This is a genomic window from Devosia oryziradicis (genome assembly GCF_016698645.1).
GTDB lineage: Bacteria > Pseudomonadota > Alphaproteobacteria > Rhizobiales > Devosiaceae > Devosia > Devosia oryziradicis.
Window position 1 is genome coordinate 3,203,637 of record NZ_CP068047.1, and the last position, 14,136, is coordinate 3,217,772.

Consider the following 14,136-nt stretch of genomic DNA (forward strand, 5'->3'; position numbering starts at 1 on the left):
CCGCCCGGTCCACGCCGTGGCGGCGCCAAGTCATGCGTGAGGGCCGGCAGAATCCCCCGATCCCTGCCCCGACTTCGCCACGATCGCCTGTGGACAGCATGCCGCACCCCTGCGACAAGCCGATTTCCTATTATAGATCAATGGCTTATGGCCGGTGAGGTTGTCTTGACACTCGGAAACCCCACCACTATGTTGCGCGCGACTAAAAGGGCGTACCCGGAATTCCGGGAAAACAGCCGGCCAAGGGGAGCGAGCGGATGGCAAAACCGCAAGATACCGAAGGTCAGCCGGACAGCGCCAAAGGGGTGACGCGCGATCTTGCATCACGCATCGCCTCGGCCAAGCGGGAACGCGAGATCGAGGACAATAGAGCCTCGAGAGACGCCTCCCCGGAGATGACGGGACTGGCGCGCGGTTTGCGCATCGGCACCGAGTTCATCGCCGCGATTCTGGTGGGTAGCGTACTCGGCTATCTCATCGATCTTGGTCTGGGAACCAGCCCCTGGGGCTTGCTCATCATGTTCCTGGTGGGCTTCGCCGCTGGAATACTCAATGTCACCCGTGTGGTGGCGCAGATGAATGCCGCTTCGCCTCCCCCGCCGCCGGGATCCGATATGGGTCCGGACGTGGAAGACGAAGAAGAAGACAAATGATGACGTTTAGAGGGTTCCAACTTGGCCGGTACTGATCCGATCCACCAATTCGTCATCCAGGACATCTTCAAGCTGTTCACCCTGGGTGGTGACGGCACCGAAGGTTCGGGCGTCACCTTCGCCTTCACCAACTCCTCGCTGTTCATGGTCGCCACCGTGGCGATCATCTCGCTTTACCTGATCCTCAGCACCGGTTCGAAGAGCCTGGTTCCGGGCCGCGCCCAGCTGCTGTCGGAACTCATGTACGAGTTCGTGGCTAATATGGTCAGAAGTGCTGCCGGCACCGCCGGCATGAAGTTCTTCCCGCTGGTCTTCTGCCTGTTCACCTTCATCTTCGTGGCCAACATGCTGGGCATGGTGCCCTACTTCTTCACCGTCACCAGTCACATCATCGTCACCTTCGCGCTGTCGATGCTGGTCTTCCTGACCGTGGTGATCTACGGCTTCGTCAAGAACGGCCCGAAGTTCCTCAAGCTGTTCGTGCCGTCCGGCGTGCCCGGCTATATCCTTCCCATCGTGGCGCCGATCGAGTTCATCTCGTTCATGAGCCGCCCGATCTCGCTCTCCGTGCGTCTGTTCGGCAATATCCTGGCCGGCCACATCACACTGAAAGTCTTCACCGGTTTCATCGTCACCATGAGCAGCCTGGGTTTCCTCGGCATTCTTGGTTCGGCGCTGCCGCTGATCATGGCCATTGCGCTCACTGGCCTGGAATTTCTCGTCGGTGCCGTTCAGGCCTATGTCTTCGCCGTCCTGACCTGCATGTATCTCAACGACGCGATCCACCCGTCTCACTAATCTACCAGTCACGGCGGGCTGTTCCGCCAGAACCCCCGCTAAAAGTCGCTTGAAAGGACTAAAAAATGGAAGCTGAAGCCGCAAAGTTCATCGGTGCCGGTATTGCTTGTTTCGGTATGGCTGGCGCCGCCATCGGCGTGGCCAACATCTTCGGCAACTTCCTGTCGGGCGCCCTGCGCAACCCGTCGGCCGCCCCCAGCCAGTTCTCGAACCTGATCTTCGGCTTCGCCGTGACCGAAGCTCTGGGCATCTTCTCGTTCCTGGTTGCCCTGATCCTGCTGTTCGTCGCCTAATTCAGGCTCGATGACGATCTTCCGCAGCCGGGACCAGTTCCGGCTGCGCGCACTTCACCGGCCCCTGGCCGGCTGACCGGATTTAACGGGACCTCACCTGATGGTAACGCAAGCCTACGCCCAAGAAGCGGCTGCACCGGCCGAAGAGCACGTCGAAGGCGCCGAACACGCCACCGACGCCACTCATGCCGATCCGACCGCCGATACCCATGCCACGACCGAAGCCCATGGCGGTGAGGAACATGGCTCAGGCGTGTTCCCGCCCTTCGATCCGGCGACATTCCCCTCGCAGCTATTGTGGCTCGCCATCACCTTTGGCGCGCTTTACCTGCTGATGAGCCGCGTGGCCCTGCCTCGCATCGGCGGCATCCTGGCCAACCGCAAGGGCATCATCGATGCCGACCTCGCGGCGGCCGATGCCTCGCGCCAGAAGACCGACGCTGCCATTGCTGCCTACGAAGCGGCGCTCGCCGCGGCCAAGTCCAAGGCTCAGGGCATTGCCAATGAGACCCGCGAGGCTATTCAGGCTGACCTGGCTGCCAAGCGCAGCGCCGTGGAGGCCGACCTCACCGCCAAGGTGACAGCCGCCGAGACCCGCATCCAGGCGACCAAGGCGGAAGCCCTAACCCATGTCGACGAGATCGCCACGGAAACGGCCCAGACCGTCGTGACCCAGCTCGTGGGTGACGTGTCCGCCGACAGCGTCCGCGCCGCGGTCGCCAAGGCCAAGGAGTAAGCCCGATGGAATGGCTCGATAACACTTTCTACGCCACCGTCGCGCTGGTCATCTTTGTCGCGATCGCGCTCTATTTCGGCATCCCTGCCATCATCGGCAACATGCTCGACAAGCAGATCGCCAAGATCGCTTCCGACCTCGCAGAAGCCAAGAAGCTCCGCGAAGAGGCTGCTGCCCTGCTCGTCGAATATGAGCAGAAGCGCGTTGCCGCCGAAGCGGAGGCCGAAGGCATCATTGCTGCGGCCAAGGAAGAAGCCACCCGCCTCACCGCCGAGGCCCAGGTGTCGCTCAACGACCTCGTCACCCGCCGCACCAAGGCCGTGGAAGACAAGATCGCCCAGGCCGAGGCCCAGGCCGTCGCCGAAGTGCGTGCCCGCTCGGCCGACGTCGCCATCGAGGCGGCTCGCCTGGTGCTGACCGACGAGATGAACCGCAAGGGCGGCGACGTCGTCAACAAGGCGATCGCCGACGTCGGCAACCGCCTGAACTAAGCGCTACGGCATCGGGATTTTGAGGGCGGGTCGCAAGGCCTGCCCTTATCTTTTGCGGGCCATCGCCGCCCCGACCAAAACTTGTCCTCATGATCCGCCGAAGTGCCAAACTTACTGCGAGATCGTCGCGTAATTCCTGTACGGGCGCATTTCTCGCGATTGACGCCCCCCGGAATCTCCACCATGGTGACCTCGACTGCGGGAGAGACTGGTTCCCTCCAGCGCCGAAGGAGCAACCGCCCCGGAAACTCTCAGGCAAAAGGACCGCGTGTCAGCCGACAACTCTGGAAAGCAGGCTTAGAACGCCTCACCGAAGGAGCAACCGATCCATAGGCGGTCGGGAATCTCTCAGGTTCGCGGGACAGAGGGGGCATGGACGGCGTCCCGATGGACGCTCATCGTGCCCTTTTGTCGGAGAGTCCGCGTGTCAGAGCCTGAAACATCCCTCAAGACCGTTCCGCTCGATGCGGGTCACGTCGCACTCGGCGGGCGCATGGTGCCGTTCGGCGGCTATTCGCTGCCGGTGCAGTACCCCGCCGGCATCATCGCCGAGCACAAATGGACGCGCGAGCATGCCGGCCTGTTCGACGTCTCCCACATGGGCCCAAGCTTCCTGACGCTCACCAATCCCACCGGCGATGCCGAGGCCGATCACGCAGCCGTCGCGGCGCTGATCGAACCGCTGGTCTGCGGCGACATCAAGGGGCTCAAGCCCGGCCAGGTGCGCTACACGCTGCTGCTGAACGAAAACGGCGGGGCCATCGATGACCTGATGATCGGCCGTTCGCCGTTGTTTCCCGGCTCGCTCTACATCGTGGTCAATGCCGGAACCAAGGACAATGATTTCGCCATCATCGCCAAGGCCGCCGGTGACAAGGCCAAGCTGACCCGCGCCGATGACGGCGCGCTGCTGGCCCTGCAGGGCCCGGAAGCAGTCGCGGTGCTCGAAACCATCGTCCCGGGCGTCAGCGAGCTAAGCTTCATGCACTATGGGCCGTTCGACTGGAACGGCAGCAAGCTCATCATCGCCCGCTCGGGCTATACCGGCGAAGATGGCTGCGAAATTCTCTGCTCGGTCGAAAAGGCCGTGCAGCTCTGGGACGCCCTGCTTGCCGACGAGCGCGTCAAGCCAATCGGCCTTGGCGCCCGCGACTCGCTGCGTCTCGAGGCCGGATTGCCGCTCTATGGCCATGACCTCGACGAAACCGTTTCGCCCATCGAAGCCGGGCTCAACTTCGCCCTCTCCAAGCGGCGCCGCGAGGCCGCCAACTTTCCCGGCGCGGCGCGCATCATCAAGGAATTTGCTGGTGACCTTAAGCGCATTCGCGTGGGCCTCTTCGTCGAAGGCGCTCCGGCGCGCGAGGGCGCCGAAATCCTAGATGGCAGCGGCGCCGTGATCGGCCGGGTGACGAGCGGCGGCTTTGCGCCGAGCCTGGCCCGTGCCATCGCCCTGGGCTTCGTGCCGCCGGCCTATGCCAACCCAGGCACGAAATTGCAGGTGTCGGTGCGCGGGCGCCTGCAACCCGCCGAAGTCACCAGCACACCCTTCGTGCCGCATCGTTATTTCCGCAAAGCCAAAGCCAGTTGAGAGGCCAGCCATGACCACCAAGTTCACCCCTGACCACGAATATATCCGCGTCGAGGGCTCGACCGGCATTGTCGGCATCACGCCCTATGCCCAGGAAGCTTTGGGCGACATCGTCTTCGTCGAACTGCCCGCCGTCGGCAAAGTGCTGAAGAAAGGCGACGAGGCCGCCGTGGTCGAATCCGTCAAGGCCGCCTCGGAAATCTACGCCCCGGTCTCGGGCACCGTGACCGAAGTCAACGATGCGCTTTCGGGCGAGCCAGGCCTGATCAATTCCGACCCGACGGCGGGCGGCTGGATCTACAAGATCGCCATATCCGATGCCGGCGAGATCGATGGCCTCCTCGATGACGCGGCCTATTCCGACCTGACCAAGTAACGGACAAACATGCGCTATCTTCCCCATTCCGAACACGAACGCGCCGAGATGCTCGGCACTATCGGCGCCGCTAACATCGATGCCCTGTTCAGTGCCGTGCCCGCCAAGGCCCTCAAGAACTTCGATCTCGGCCTGCCCGCCCATAGCCCCGAATTCCTGGTCGAAGCCCACATGCGAGCCCTGGCTGGCAAGAACCGTGCGGGCGCCGATGGCCCGTTCTTCGTCGGCGCGGGCGCCTATCGCCATCATGTGCCCGCGACGGTCGATCACCTGATCCAGCGTTCGGAATGGCTCACCGCCTATACGCCCTACCAGCCGGAAATCTCGCAGGGCACCCTGCAGATGCTGTTCGAATTTCAGACGCAGGTGGCCAAGCTCACCGGCATGGATGTGGCCAACGCGTCGCTTTACGATGGCTCGACCGGCACTGCCGAAGCCGTGCTGATGGCGCGGCGCCTGACTCGCCGCAACAAGGTGGTGCTGTCGGGCGGCCTTCACCCGCATTATCGCGATGTGGTGAAAGCCTATCTCAAGGACGACGCCGATCTTGAATGCCTCTCGGCCTCGCCCGAAGGCCAGGGCGATATTCTCGACCATATCGACGAAACCACCGCAGCCATCGTTATCCAGACGCCGGATTTCTATGGCCACTTGCGCAACATGAAGGCTGCGGCCGATGCCGCCCATGCCAAGGGCGCGCTGCTGATCGTCCTCATTACTGAAGTCGTGTCCCTCGGCCTGCTTGAAGCACCGGGCGCACTGGGCGCCGATATCGTGGTGGCCGAGGGCCAGTCGATCGGCAATGCGCTCAATTTCGGCGGGCCCTATCTGGGCCTCCTGGCGACGCGCAAGGAATTCATCCGGCAGATGCCGGGTCGCATCTGCGGGGAAACCGTCGATGCCGAGGGCCAGCGCGGGTTCGTGCTGACGCTGTCGACCCGCGAACAGCATATCCGCCGCGAGAAGGCGACCAGCAACATTTGCACCAATTCGGGACTCTGCGCCCTGGCCTTCTCGATCCATATGGGCCTGTTGGGCGAAGCCGGGTTCACCCGCCTGGCGCGGCTGAACCACGCCAATGCCTGCAAGCTGGCCGATGCGCTGGCCGCGGTGCCGGGCGTTGAGGTGCTCAACAAGACGTTCTTCAACGAAATGACGATCCGCACGTCGCAACCGGCCGCAGATCTCATCGAGCGGCTGGCCAAGCGCGGCATTCTGGGTGGCGTGCCGGTCAGCCGGCTGGAGCCTGATAATCCAGATGTCGCCAACCTGATCGTGCTGGCCGCCACTGAACTCACCACCGATACCGATATCGCCGCGCTCTGCGCTGCCCTCGCTGCAGAAATTGGTGATGAGAAGTGGATCGCTTTTGCACGTGCAGCGCACGGCAAGCTGGTGATTGCAAGGATCACGGAGCAGGATCGAGACGGTGCGGTTGTAGCGCGCCGGGAAATCCACGGACGCGTCGTAGCCGTCCGCCCAAATCGGGGCATAGAATTGGCCCTTGAGGGCCAGCGAGCCGGAGACAGCTTCCTTCTTCCGCCCGATCCGGGCGCGTTCGTTGCGGCCGGGCCAGGCGCTCATTCCCTAACGACGACAGGCGAGGTGGTGGAAAACCCCGACTACACCTCGGTCTGGCTCTTCACGAATTACAATGATGAGGGAGACCGCTGATGGCGCTGAACAACCAGGGCCGCCCCACCGGCGTGGGCACGTCGTCGGGCTTTGCCTTCACCTCCGGCTCGGCATTGCTGCCGAACGAACCGCTGCTATTCGAAATCGGCGATACCGAACATTCGGGCGTCGACCTGCCCGATGTCGAGATTTCGACCAGCCGCCTCGGCGGCTTCGAGCGAAAGCTGCCGCTCGACCTGGCAGGGCTCACCGAGCCCGAAGCGATGCGCCACTATGTGCGCCTCAGCCGGCTCAACCACTCGATCGACAGCGGCATGTATCCGCTGGGCTCGTGCACGATGAAGCACAATCCGCGCCTCAACGAGAAGATGGCCCGCCTGCCCGGCTTCGCCGACATCCATCCCCTGCAGCCGGTGTCGACGGTGCAGGGCGCGCTGGAGCTGATGGAGCAGCTGTCGCACTGGCTGATGACGCTGACCAATACCGCCGCCGTGGCGCTGACGCCCAAGGCCGGCGCCCATGGCGAGCTGCTGGGCATGATGGCCATCAAGGCGGCGCAGGACGCAGCCGGCCAGAGCCACCGCAAGGTGGTGCTGGTGCCCGAAAGCGCCCATGGCACCAATCCGGCCACCGCGGCCTTCCTGGGCTATACCGTCAAGCCGATCCCGGCGCGCGCGGACGGCACGGTCGACGTGCAAGCCGTGAAGGATGCGCTGTCGCCTGACGTGGCGGCGATCATGCTGACCAATCCCAATACCTGCGGTCTCTTCGAGCCCCAGGTCATCGAGATTGCCGAGGCCGTGCATGCGGCCGGAGCGTTCTTCTACTGCGATGGCGCAAATTTCAACGCCATCATGGGCGTGGTGCGGCCGGGCGACCTCGGCATCGACGCCATGCATATCAACCTGCACAAGACATTCTCGACGCCGCATGGCGGCGGTGGTCCCGGTGCCGGTCCGGTGGTGCTGTCGGAAGCGCTGGCGCCGTTCGCGCCGGTGCCATTCGTGCGCAAAGGCGACAACGGGCTGGAGTTGGTCGAGCATATGGAGGGCGAGGCGCTTGGTCGCGTCACCGCCTTCCAGGGCCAGATGGGCATGTATGTGCGTGCCCTGACCTACATGCTCAGCCATGGCGGCGACGGTCTGGCGCAGGCAGCGCAGGATGCGGTGCTCAACGCCAACTATATCAAGGCACGCCTCACCCACGCCTTCTCCGTGCCGTTCGGCGATTATCCCACCATGCATGAGGCGTTGTTCGACGACAGCTTCCTCGCCGGTACGGGCATTACCACGCTCGATTTCGCCAAGGCGCTTATCGACGAGGGCTTCCACCCCATGACCATGTATTTCCCCCTGGTGGTGCATGGCGCCATGCTGATCGAGCCGACCGAAAGCGAGAGCAAGCAGACGCTCGACCATTTCTGTGACGTGATGGAAGAGCTGGCCGCCGACGCCAAGGCGGGCAACAGGGAACGCTTCACCTCCGCTCCCCTCAAGGCGCCGCGCCGCCGTCTCGACGAGACTCGCGCCGCCCGCCAGCCGATCCTCAAATGGGAACGCCCCGCCGAGACGCTGAAGGCGGCGGAGTAAGGAAGAGTACCCCCTCCTAGCCTCCCCCTGAAAATGGGGAGGAACCCCATCGTGGCTTTCCACGATTTTGCCCAGCCCACAGCTGAGCTCCTCCCCCTATCGGGGGGAGGTTGGGTGGGGGTATCCGCTTAAACAAGCCCGCGGACTTGTCCGCGGGCCGTATTCCTCACCGATACTGACGCCATGTCAGCCGCGGGTGTCGAAGCCCACCCAGATGGTGATTTCCTCGCCACCCAGATAGGGAATGGCGACGTTTTCGATGACCTTGACGAATTCGGCCGAGCGGGCCGGAGCTGCAATCGCGACCGGCAACGTGTATTTCTCGGAGAAAACCGCCTGGCCATCACGCTCCACGGCGAAGCGGATCGGCGCGTTGACGCTGGTCTGGTTGCCGGCGGGCCCAAGCAGGACGCGGCCGACCACGCCCATATTGACCGTGATCAGGCCATTGGACACCACGCAATTGCGCGACGTTTCGTCGATGACGCCCTGGTATTGCAGGGCCTTGGCGTCGCCGGTGCGGCCATTGCCGTAGTAGAACATTGCCTCGCTGCCCGGGCGCACGCGGATCGGCGGGCATTCAGTGGCGATCGCCGGCAAGGCACTGGTCTGGGCCTGGGCGACTGCAGCGGGCGTCGCGGTGGCATTCTGCAACTGCTGGTTCTGCGCGGCATTGCCTCCGCCGAACATGCTGCCCATCGAGCAGGCCCCGAGCAGCGTCGCGGTGGCGCAGGCGGCCGACAGGCGCAGCATCAGGGAAAGGGGCTGGTTCATTGGGCGATCTCCTGACGCAAACACTAGCTTCTGGCGGCTTCGAGCGCCATGAGGATGGCGGGAGCACCGCTGGCATTGACCCCAGGTCCATCCTCGACGAACACAGCATCGACGATGCCGTCGCGGATCAGCACCGCCGAGCGGGCGAACCGCTTACCCATGCCGAACCCGGACATGTCCTTGGCAAGCCCAAGCGCTTCAGCGAGCTCGGCATTGCCGTCGGCGATAAAGTCGATGTGGCCAAGGGCGCCCGACGTCTCCGCCCAGGCCTTCATCACGTGATGGTCGTTGACCGAGACGCAGACAATGCGGCTGACACCGGCGGCCTTGAGCTTGGCCTCATTGGCCAGAAAACCCGGCAGGTGATTGACGTGGCAGGTGGGCGTGAAAGCGCCAGGTACGGCGAACAGCACCACAAGGCCGCTGCCAAGGACCGCGTCGCTGGTTGTGTCCGTGGCGCCGTCGGCGCCGATGAGCTTGACCCGCACGGACGGGACCGGACTGCCGCGATCGATCATAGACGGATATGCCCCATGCATTCGGTCCCCCGGGGGAGGCCAGTCTTCGGTCTCAGGTGCAATCGGGATAAGCGGCTTTGGCGCCGCCGACAAGGCCTAAAGGCCGTTTCCCCCTCGCACCGCTCAATCGGTCTGCGGCACCTTGACGGTGCGCTCGACCTCGAAGGCCCCCATGCCCGTGAGGAATGTGAGCCGAACAGGCTGATTTTCCAAGGCCAATTCATCGGCTTTGCCCAGGATCGGGATGAGCACTAGGTTCGGTTCCGGGCTTTTTTGCGGCGTGCCAAAGAGTGGCTCGCCGCTATCGGTCGCGGCGATGAGCGAGGCCGGATCGAGTTCGGGATCGCCCACATGAACGGCCAGCACGCCGCTTTCGGGCAACAGGTCCACATCGCCGATCGGCTGGGGGTCGCCCTGCCATTCCATCGGGGTGGTGGCGAGGGCCTGACGAATACGTAGGCCATTGGGCCGATCGGGCTGCGTGTCGGCAAGCGGCAGGGAGAAATGGGCCTGGGCGGGGATGCAGATATCGGAGCAGATACCGAGGACGGCGCTGAGCTCCGCCTGCGGCGAGCCCGGCTCGACGGTCAGTTCCACGGGCAGCACGGTGGGCCCGAAATAGGCATAGTCGAGATAGTCCGCCGTCTCGTGTCTGCTGGGATAGGGCCACAGGATCTGGTGGCCGAGTACGCCGGTCGAACCGGTGAAATCCAGTTCGGTCACGAAGCCGGTGTCGCCGGGAACACGCCAGTAGGTCTTGCTGGTCTCGGGCATGTCGATCTCGATACCAACAAGCGTAGTGCCGTTGGCCTTGACCTGACCGGTGCTGATCAACCGCAGCTTCACGCCGGGCGCAACCTCTTGCCAGGCCGTTTCGCCCGCCTGGACGGGGGCGGCAATCAGAGCAAGGCTGAGGGCGGTGACAACGAGGGGACGCATGAGGAAAGGCATTAGCGCAGGATCGGGTTTAGAAATAGCTGATGACCCATCATGCCTTCGTGAAGCATGGTCGGGCACCGTAACTTGGCATACCACCCAGCGACGCCTACAATCGCCGGCATGAACTCACTTGAAGGACAATTCCTGGTCGCGATGCCCGATATGGGCGACGAGCGATTTGCTGAAAGCGTCATCCTGCTCGTCGGCCACGGCCAGGAGGGTGCCATGGGGCTGGTGGTCAATCATGAACTGGCCAATCTGCGCTTTGCCGATGTCCTGGATGAACTCGATCTGGGCGACCCGGATGCGGTGATCCGCCTGCCCGATTCGATCCGGCAGCGCGCCGTCATGCGCGGCGGTCCGGTGGAGAAGGGGCGCGGCTTCGTGCTGCATTCTTCGGACTATCACAGCGGCAATACCTATCCGGTGACATCGGGCGTGTCGCTGACGGCCACCGTGGACGTGCTCAAGGCGATGGCCTTCGGACCGGCGCCGCGCTCATCGCTGTTCGCGCTGGGCTGCTGCGGTTGGAGCGCCGGCCAGTTGGAAAACGAGATCGGGAACAATGGCTGGCTCACCGCGCCGTTCAGCCGGGAGCTGGTGTTCGAAACGCCCGTGCAAGATCGATACGAGGCCGCGCTGGCTAGCCTGCATATCACCAGGGCCACGTTGAGCCCCGATGCCGGGCATGCCTGACGGCTGCTAGCGGCCCATCTGGGCGGCCAGTTTCTTGCCCAGCTCGGCGCCGGTCATCGCCGCGCCAAAGGCGAAGCCCTGGGCATAGCGGCAATTGAGCTGGCGCAGGCGCTCGATCTCATCGAGCGTTTCGACGCCTTCGGCAATTACCATCAAGTCCAGATCGACTGCGAGCGATACCACCGCACGGATGATCGGGCTTTGGGTGTGCGCCATGCCATTGGCCTCGCCCATCTTTACGAAGGCAGCCGGTATCTTGATCGTGTCGAATGGAAAGCGATGCAGGTAACTCAACGATGAGTGACCGGTGCCAAAATCGTCCAGGGCCAAGCCAAGGCCCAGGCTGCGCAGGGCCTGCAGCATGTAGGCCGAATGCTCGGGATTGGTCATCACCTGACCCTCGGTAATCTCGAGCTTGAGGTGGCTGGCCAATTCCTTGTCCTGGCTGACAAGGCTGCGCATGTCGTTGAGCAGCGTCTCGGTGGCCAGCTGCGTGGGGGAGAGGTTGACCGAAATGAAGAACTCTTCGGGCAGGCCGAATGCCGTCATCCAATCCTTGGCCTGGGCGGCGGATTGCTCGAAGGCGAGCCGGCCCAGCTTCTCGATCTGACCCGAGCGCTCAGCCAGGGGCACGAACTCATCGGGACTGACGACGCCGCGGGTCGGGTGGATCCAGCGCATCAGTGCTTCGGCGCCGGCGATCTGGCCGGTCTGGATATCGGTGACGGGCTGGAACTGCACATGCAGTTCGCCCTGCTTCATGCCGCGCTCGAGATCCTCCTCGCTGGCGCGATTATAGGCGGCGATGGAGCGGGCCGAGGCGCGGTAAGCCTCGATGCGGTCGCCGCCCAGGCGCTTGGCGTAGTACATGGCCAGTTCGGCATCGCGCAGCACGTCGGCAGCCGAAGCGGGGTTGCTGTCGTAAATGGTGACGCCGATCGAGGCCGAGAGTGACAGGTCCCGGTCGCCGAAATTGAACGGCGCCTTGAGCGCCTTGCGGATCTGCTCGGCCGTCTCGGCAATCTTGCCGGCGGCCTGTTCGGACGCCAGGATCACCGCAAACTGGTCGCCGGTCACTCGGGCCACGGTGTCGAGCGGCCGCATGATGCGCGCGATGCGGCGGGAGATGGCGAGTAGCACGGAGTCGGCGGCCGAATGGCCGATGCGCTCCTCGAGCTCCATGAAGCGGTCGATATCGATGAGGAACACCGCCGGCTTGGTGCCGCCCGGGGTGCGGGCGCGGACCAAAGCGCGCTCGAGGCGATCAAGGAAGAGCTGCCGATTGGGCAGGCCGGTGAGACTATCGTGGACCGCATCATGCAGCAGGCGCTCGCGGGCGGCCCGGTCTTCCGTCACATCCTGCAGCGTGCCGACGATACGGTTGACCTGTCCGTCGCCTCCGAGCACGGGCTTAACGCGCATGCGGAAGCTGCGATAGCTGCCGTCGTGGCCGGCGATGCGCATATCGGCCGAAACCTTACCGCGGCGCAGTTCCACCAGCGTGTCGAAGGCGGTGCGGAAGCGATCGCGATCATCGGGGTGGACACGATCGAGCCAACGCTTGATAGCGCCGCGCAGCGCACCGCGCTTCTCGCCCAGGCGCGTGGCGAGTTCGTCGCTGACAGCGACGCGGTCGCGCTCGATATTCCAGTCGAAGACGAAGTCGCCAGAGCCCGTCAGGGCCAGGGCCCGACGCTCGACCTCGGAAAGGGTACCGATCGACACCTGCCCCTCGGAAAAGGCGTGCTGCACTGCGGTGAAACCGAGCAGCATGACGATCAGCACCAGCCCGCCGCCCACGGCGGGTTGCGCCACGTCGTTGGACACCTGCCCTGTCACCACGAGCCACGAATAGAACAGCCAGGAAATCAGGATGATCCAGGTCGGCACCAGCAGCACGGCACGGTCATAGCCGCGAAGCGCCAGCAACAGGATGAGGAAGAAGCCCGATCCGCCCAGCAGGGCCAGCACCAGGCGCGCGATAGTTGCGGCAATGGCCGGCTGGAAGAAGGCGAAGGCGAACAGGGCCAGGAACAGCGCGGCCAGACCAAGCGCCAGGTGAATGAAGCGCAGATGCCAGCGATGAAGGTTTAGGTAGATGAAGAGGAAACCGGCCAGAGTGGTGGCTATGCCGGCCTCGGCCGCGGCGCGCAGCGGTTGCATGCCCCCAGCGGGCACACCCAGCACACGACCGAGCACGCCAAAATCGATCAGCAGGTAGATCAGCACCGCCCAGGCAAAGGCGGCGGTGGCGGGGAAGATGCCCCGGCCCTTGACTACGAACATGATAGTGAGGAACACCGCCGCCAGCGACGCAACGCCGAGCACCACGCCACGGAACAGGGTGAAGGAGTTCACATAGTCGCGGTAGGCGTTCGGTTGCCATAGATAGAGCTCGGGCAGTTGTCCGCCCGACAGCTCGGCCACGAAGGTAACCGTGGCGCCGGGGTCGAGCGTCACCTCGAACACATCGGCTTCGCTGTCGGCCAGCCGAACCGGGCGGATGCCGGCGCTTGGTGTCAGGGCGGTGAGGCGGTCGTCGCCCAGATCGGGCTGGAAAATGCCCGAGCCCGGCAGGCGGAAAAAGGGCGCGACAAGCAGGCGCTCGATCTGCTGGTCACTCTCGTTGCGCAGCGCGAACAGCGCGAAATTCGGGTTCGTCCCCTGCTCGGTGGCCAGAACCTCGATGCGGCGGATGATGCCGTCCTCACCCGGCGCGGTCGAAAGCTGCACGCGCCCCTCAGTGCCGGGCTGGACTTCGACCACATCGCTGAGATTGACGGCGTTGACGTCTTCGGGAACCGAAATGACTTCGAACGCAGCCACGGGGGCAAGGGCGGCCAGCGCGAACGCAAGACACATCGCGAGTGCAAAGAGGTGACGCATCGGGGCCGATTATATCCTGCGGTAGGCTTCATTGTGGCAGCGTCCCGGCCAGCGCGCATCAGCGTACCGAGTGCAGGAACGGCATCCTCTTGGCGGGAGCGCCCTTTGGTAGCGGGGATTGACGCTTACGACAAGGTTAGCGGCCTGTTGCCAATTAGCAACGC

The 14,136-nt window shown here is 64.0% G+C and carries 13 protein-coding genes, 1 pseudogene and 1 riboswitch; of the genes and pseudogenes, 10 read left to right on the forward strand and 4 right to left on the reverse strand.

What is annotated here, in order from left to right; translation table 11 throughout:
* Nucleotides 1-257: 257 nt before the first annotated feature.
* The 9 genes and pseudogenes from JI749_RS15945 to gcvPB all read left to right on the forward strand — a co-directional run bounded on the left by JI749_RS15945 (nucleotide 258) and on the right by gcvPB (nucleotide 8,159).
* A complete protein-coding gene (locus JI749_RS15945) occupies nucleotides 258-653 on the forward strand; it encodes an AtpZ/AtpI family protein (protein WP_201656181.1) in 396 nt (131 codons plus the stop codon).
* Nucleotides 654-674: 21 nt separating this feature from the next.
* Nucleotides 675-1,451: a F0F1 ATP synthase subunit A gene (locus JI749_RS15950; protein WP_267911650.1), complete on the forward strand. Its 777-nt coding sequence runs from the start codon at nucleotides 675-677 to the stop codon at nucleotides 1,449-1,451.
* Between the two features lie 65 nt (nucleotides 1,452-1,516).
* Nucleotides 1,517-1,744 carry a F0F1 ATP synthase subunit C gene (locus tag JI749_RS15955; RefSeq protein WP_035087599.1) on the forward strand — a complete coding sequence of 76 codons (228 nt, stop codon included), beginning with the start codon at nucleotides 1,517-1,519 and terminating at the stop codon, nucleotides 1,742-1,744.
* A gap of 97 nt (nucleotides 1,745-1,841) precedes the next feature.
* Nucleotides 1,842-2,480: a F0F1 ATP synthase subunit B gene (locus tag JI749_RS15960; RefSeq protein ID WP_407644911.1), complete on the forward strand. Its 639-nt coding sequence runs from the start codon at nucleotides 1,842-1,844 to the stop codon at nucleotides 2,478-2,480.
* A 5-nt stretch (nucleotides 2,481-2,485) separates the two neighbouring features.
* Nucleotides 2,486-2,971 (forward strand): F0F1 ATP synthase subunit B family protein, encoded by a 486-nt coding sequence (locus JI749_RS15965; RefSeq protein ID WP_201656187.1) that lies wholly within the window; start codon nucleotides 2,486-2,488, stop codon nucleotides 2,969-2,971.
* Between the two features lie 189 nt (nucleotides 2,972-3,160).
* A riboswitch (glycine riboswitch) is annotated at nucleotides 3,161-3,248 on the forward strand.
* Nucleotides 3,249-3,395: 147 nt separating this feature from the next.
* Nucleotides 3,396-4,559, forward strand: a complete 1,164-nt coding sequence (gcvT, locus tag JI749_RS15970) for a glycine cleavage system aminomethyltransferase GcvT (protein ID WP_201656190.1) — start codon at nucleotides 3,396-3,398, stop codon at nucleotides 4,557-4,559.
* Nucleotides 4,560-4,569: 10 nt separating this feature from the next.
* Nucleotides 4,570-4,935 carry a glycine cleavage system protein GcvH gene (gene gcvH / locus JI749_RS15975; RefSeq protein WP_201656193.1) on the forward strand — a complete coding sequence of 122 codons (366 nt, stop codon included), beginning with the start codon at nucleotides 4,570-4,572 and terminating at the stop codon, nucleotides 4,933-4,935.
* A 9-nt stretch (nucleotides 4,936-4,944) separates the two neighbouring features.
* Nucleotides 4,945-6,270 (forward strand): annotated as a pseudogene (gene gcvPA / locus JI749_RS15980) (aminomethyl-transferring glycine dehydrogenase subunit GcvPA); the annotation flags it as partial.
* Nucleotides 6,271-6,608: 338 nt separating this feature from the next.
* Entirely contained in the window at nucleotides 6,609-8,159 is a 1,551-nt protein-coding gene (gene gcvPB, locus JI749_RS15985) for an aminomethyl-transferring glycine dehydrogenase subunit GcvPB (RefSeq protein WP_201656199.1), read from the forward strand.
* A 186-nt stretch (nucleotides 8,160-8,345) separates the two neighbouring features.
* Here the strand turns inward: gcvPB and JI749_RS15990 are convergent, their stop codons facing one another.
* From JI749_RS15990 to JI749_RS16000, 3 genes are all read right to left on the reverse strand, one after another.
* Nucleotides 8,346-8,933, reverse strand: coding sequence for a hypothetical protein (locus JI749_RS15990; protein WP_201656201.1), 588 nt, complete (start codon nucleotides 8,931-8,933; stop codon nucleotides 8,346-8,348).
* A gap of 23 nt (nucleotides 8,934-8,956) precedes the next feature.
* Complete coding sequence (locus JI749_RS15995; RefSeq protein WP_201656204.1) at nucleotides 8,957-9,451, reverse strand: peroxiredoxin; 495 nt, start codon at nucleotides 9,449-9,451, stop codon at nucleotides 8,957-8,959.
* Between the two features lie 123 nt (nucleotides 9,452-9,574).
* Nucleotides 9,575-10,390, reverse strand: a complete 816-nt coding sequence (locus tag JI749_RS16000) for a protein-disulfide reductase DsbD domain-containing protein (RefSeq protein ID WP_201656207.1) — start codon at nucleotides 10,388-10,390, stop codon at nucleotides 9,575-9,577.
* Nucleotides 10,391-10,510: 120 nt separating this feature from the next.
* Here JI749_RS16000 and JI749_RS16005 point away from each other — a divergent pair, with 120 nt between their 5' ends.
* Entirely contained in the window at nucleotides 10,511-11,086 is a 576-nt protein-coding gene (locus JI749_RS16005) for a YqgE/AlgH family protein (RefSeq protein ID WP_201656210.1), read from the forward strand.
* 6 nt (nucleotides 11,087-11,092) lie between these two features.
* On the opposite strand, the gene JI749_RS16010 is transcribed toward JI749_RS16005, so the two are convergent.
* Nucleotides 11,093-13,972 carry an EAL domain-containing protein gene (locus JI749_RS16010; RefSeq protein ID WP_201656213.1) on the reverse strand — a complete coding sequence of 960 codons (2,880 nt, stop codon included), beginning with the start codon at nucleotides 13,970-13,972 and terminating at the stop codon, nucleotides 11,093-11,095.
* Nucleotides 13,973-14,136: the final 164 nt, after the last annotated feature.

Bases quoted from the DNA above. Each gene is read 5' to 3' on its own strand.
- JI749_RS15945 (WP_201656181.1), top strand. From the start codon at position 258: ATGGCAAAACCGCAAGATACCGAAGGTCAGCCGGACAGCGCCAAAGGG.
- JI749_RS15955 (WP_035087599.1), top strand. From the start codon at position 1,517: ATGGAAGCTGAAGCCGCAAAGTTCATCGGTGCCGGTATTGCTTGTTTC.
- JI749_RS15965 (WP_201656187.1), top strand. From the start codon at position 2,486: ATGGAATGGCTCGATAACACTTTCTACGCCACCGTCGCGCTGGTCATC.
- gcvH (WP_201656193.1), top strand. From the start codon at position 4,570: ATGACCACCAAGTTCACCCCTGACCACGAATATATCCGCGTCGAGGGC.
- gcvPB (WP_201656199.1), top strand. From the start codon at position 6,609: ATGGCGCTGAACAACCAGGGCCGCCCCACCGGCGTGGGCACGTCGTCG.
- JI749_RS15990 (WP_201656201.1), bottom strand. From the start codon at position 8,933: ATGAACCAGCCCCTTTCCCTGATGCTGCGCCTGTCGGCCGCCTGCGCC.
- JI749_RS15995 (WP_201656204.1), bottom strand. From the start codon at position 9,451: ATGATCGATCGCGGCAGTCCGGTCCCGTCCGTGCGGGTCAAGCTCATC.
- JI749_RS16000 (WP_201656207.1), bottom strand. From the start codon at position 10,390: ATGCGTCCCCTCGTTGTCACCGCCCTCAGCCTTGCTCTGATTGCCGCC.
- JI749_RS16005 (WP_201656210.1), top strand. From the start codon at position 10,511: ATGAACTCACTTGAAGGACAATTCCTGGTCGCGATGCCCGATATGGGC.
- JI749_RS16010 (WP_201656213.1), bottom strand. From the start codon at position 13,972: ATGCGTCACCTCTTTGCACTCGCGATGTGTCTTGCGTTCGCGCTGGCC.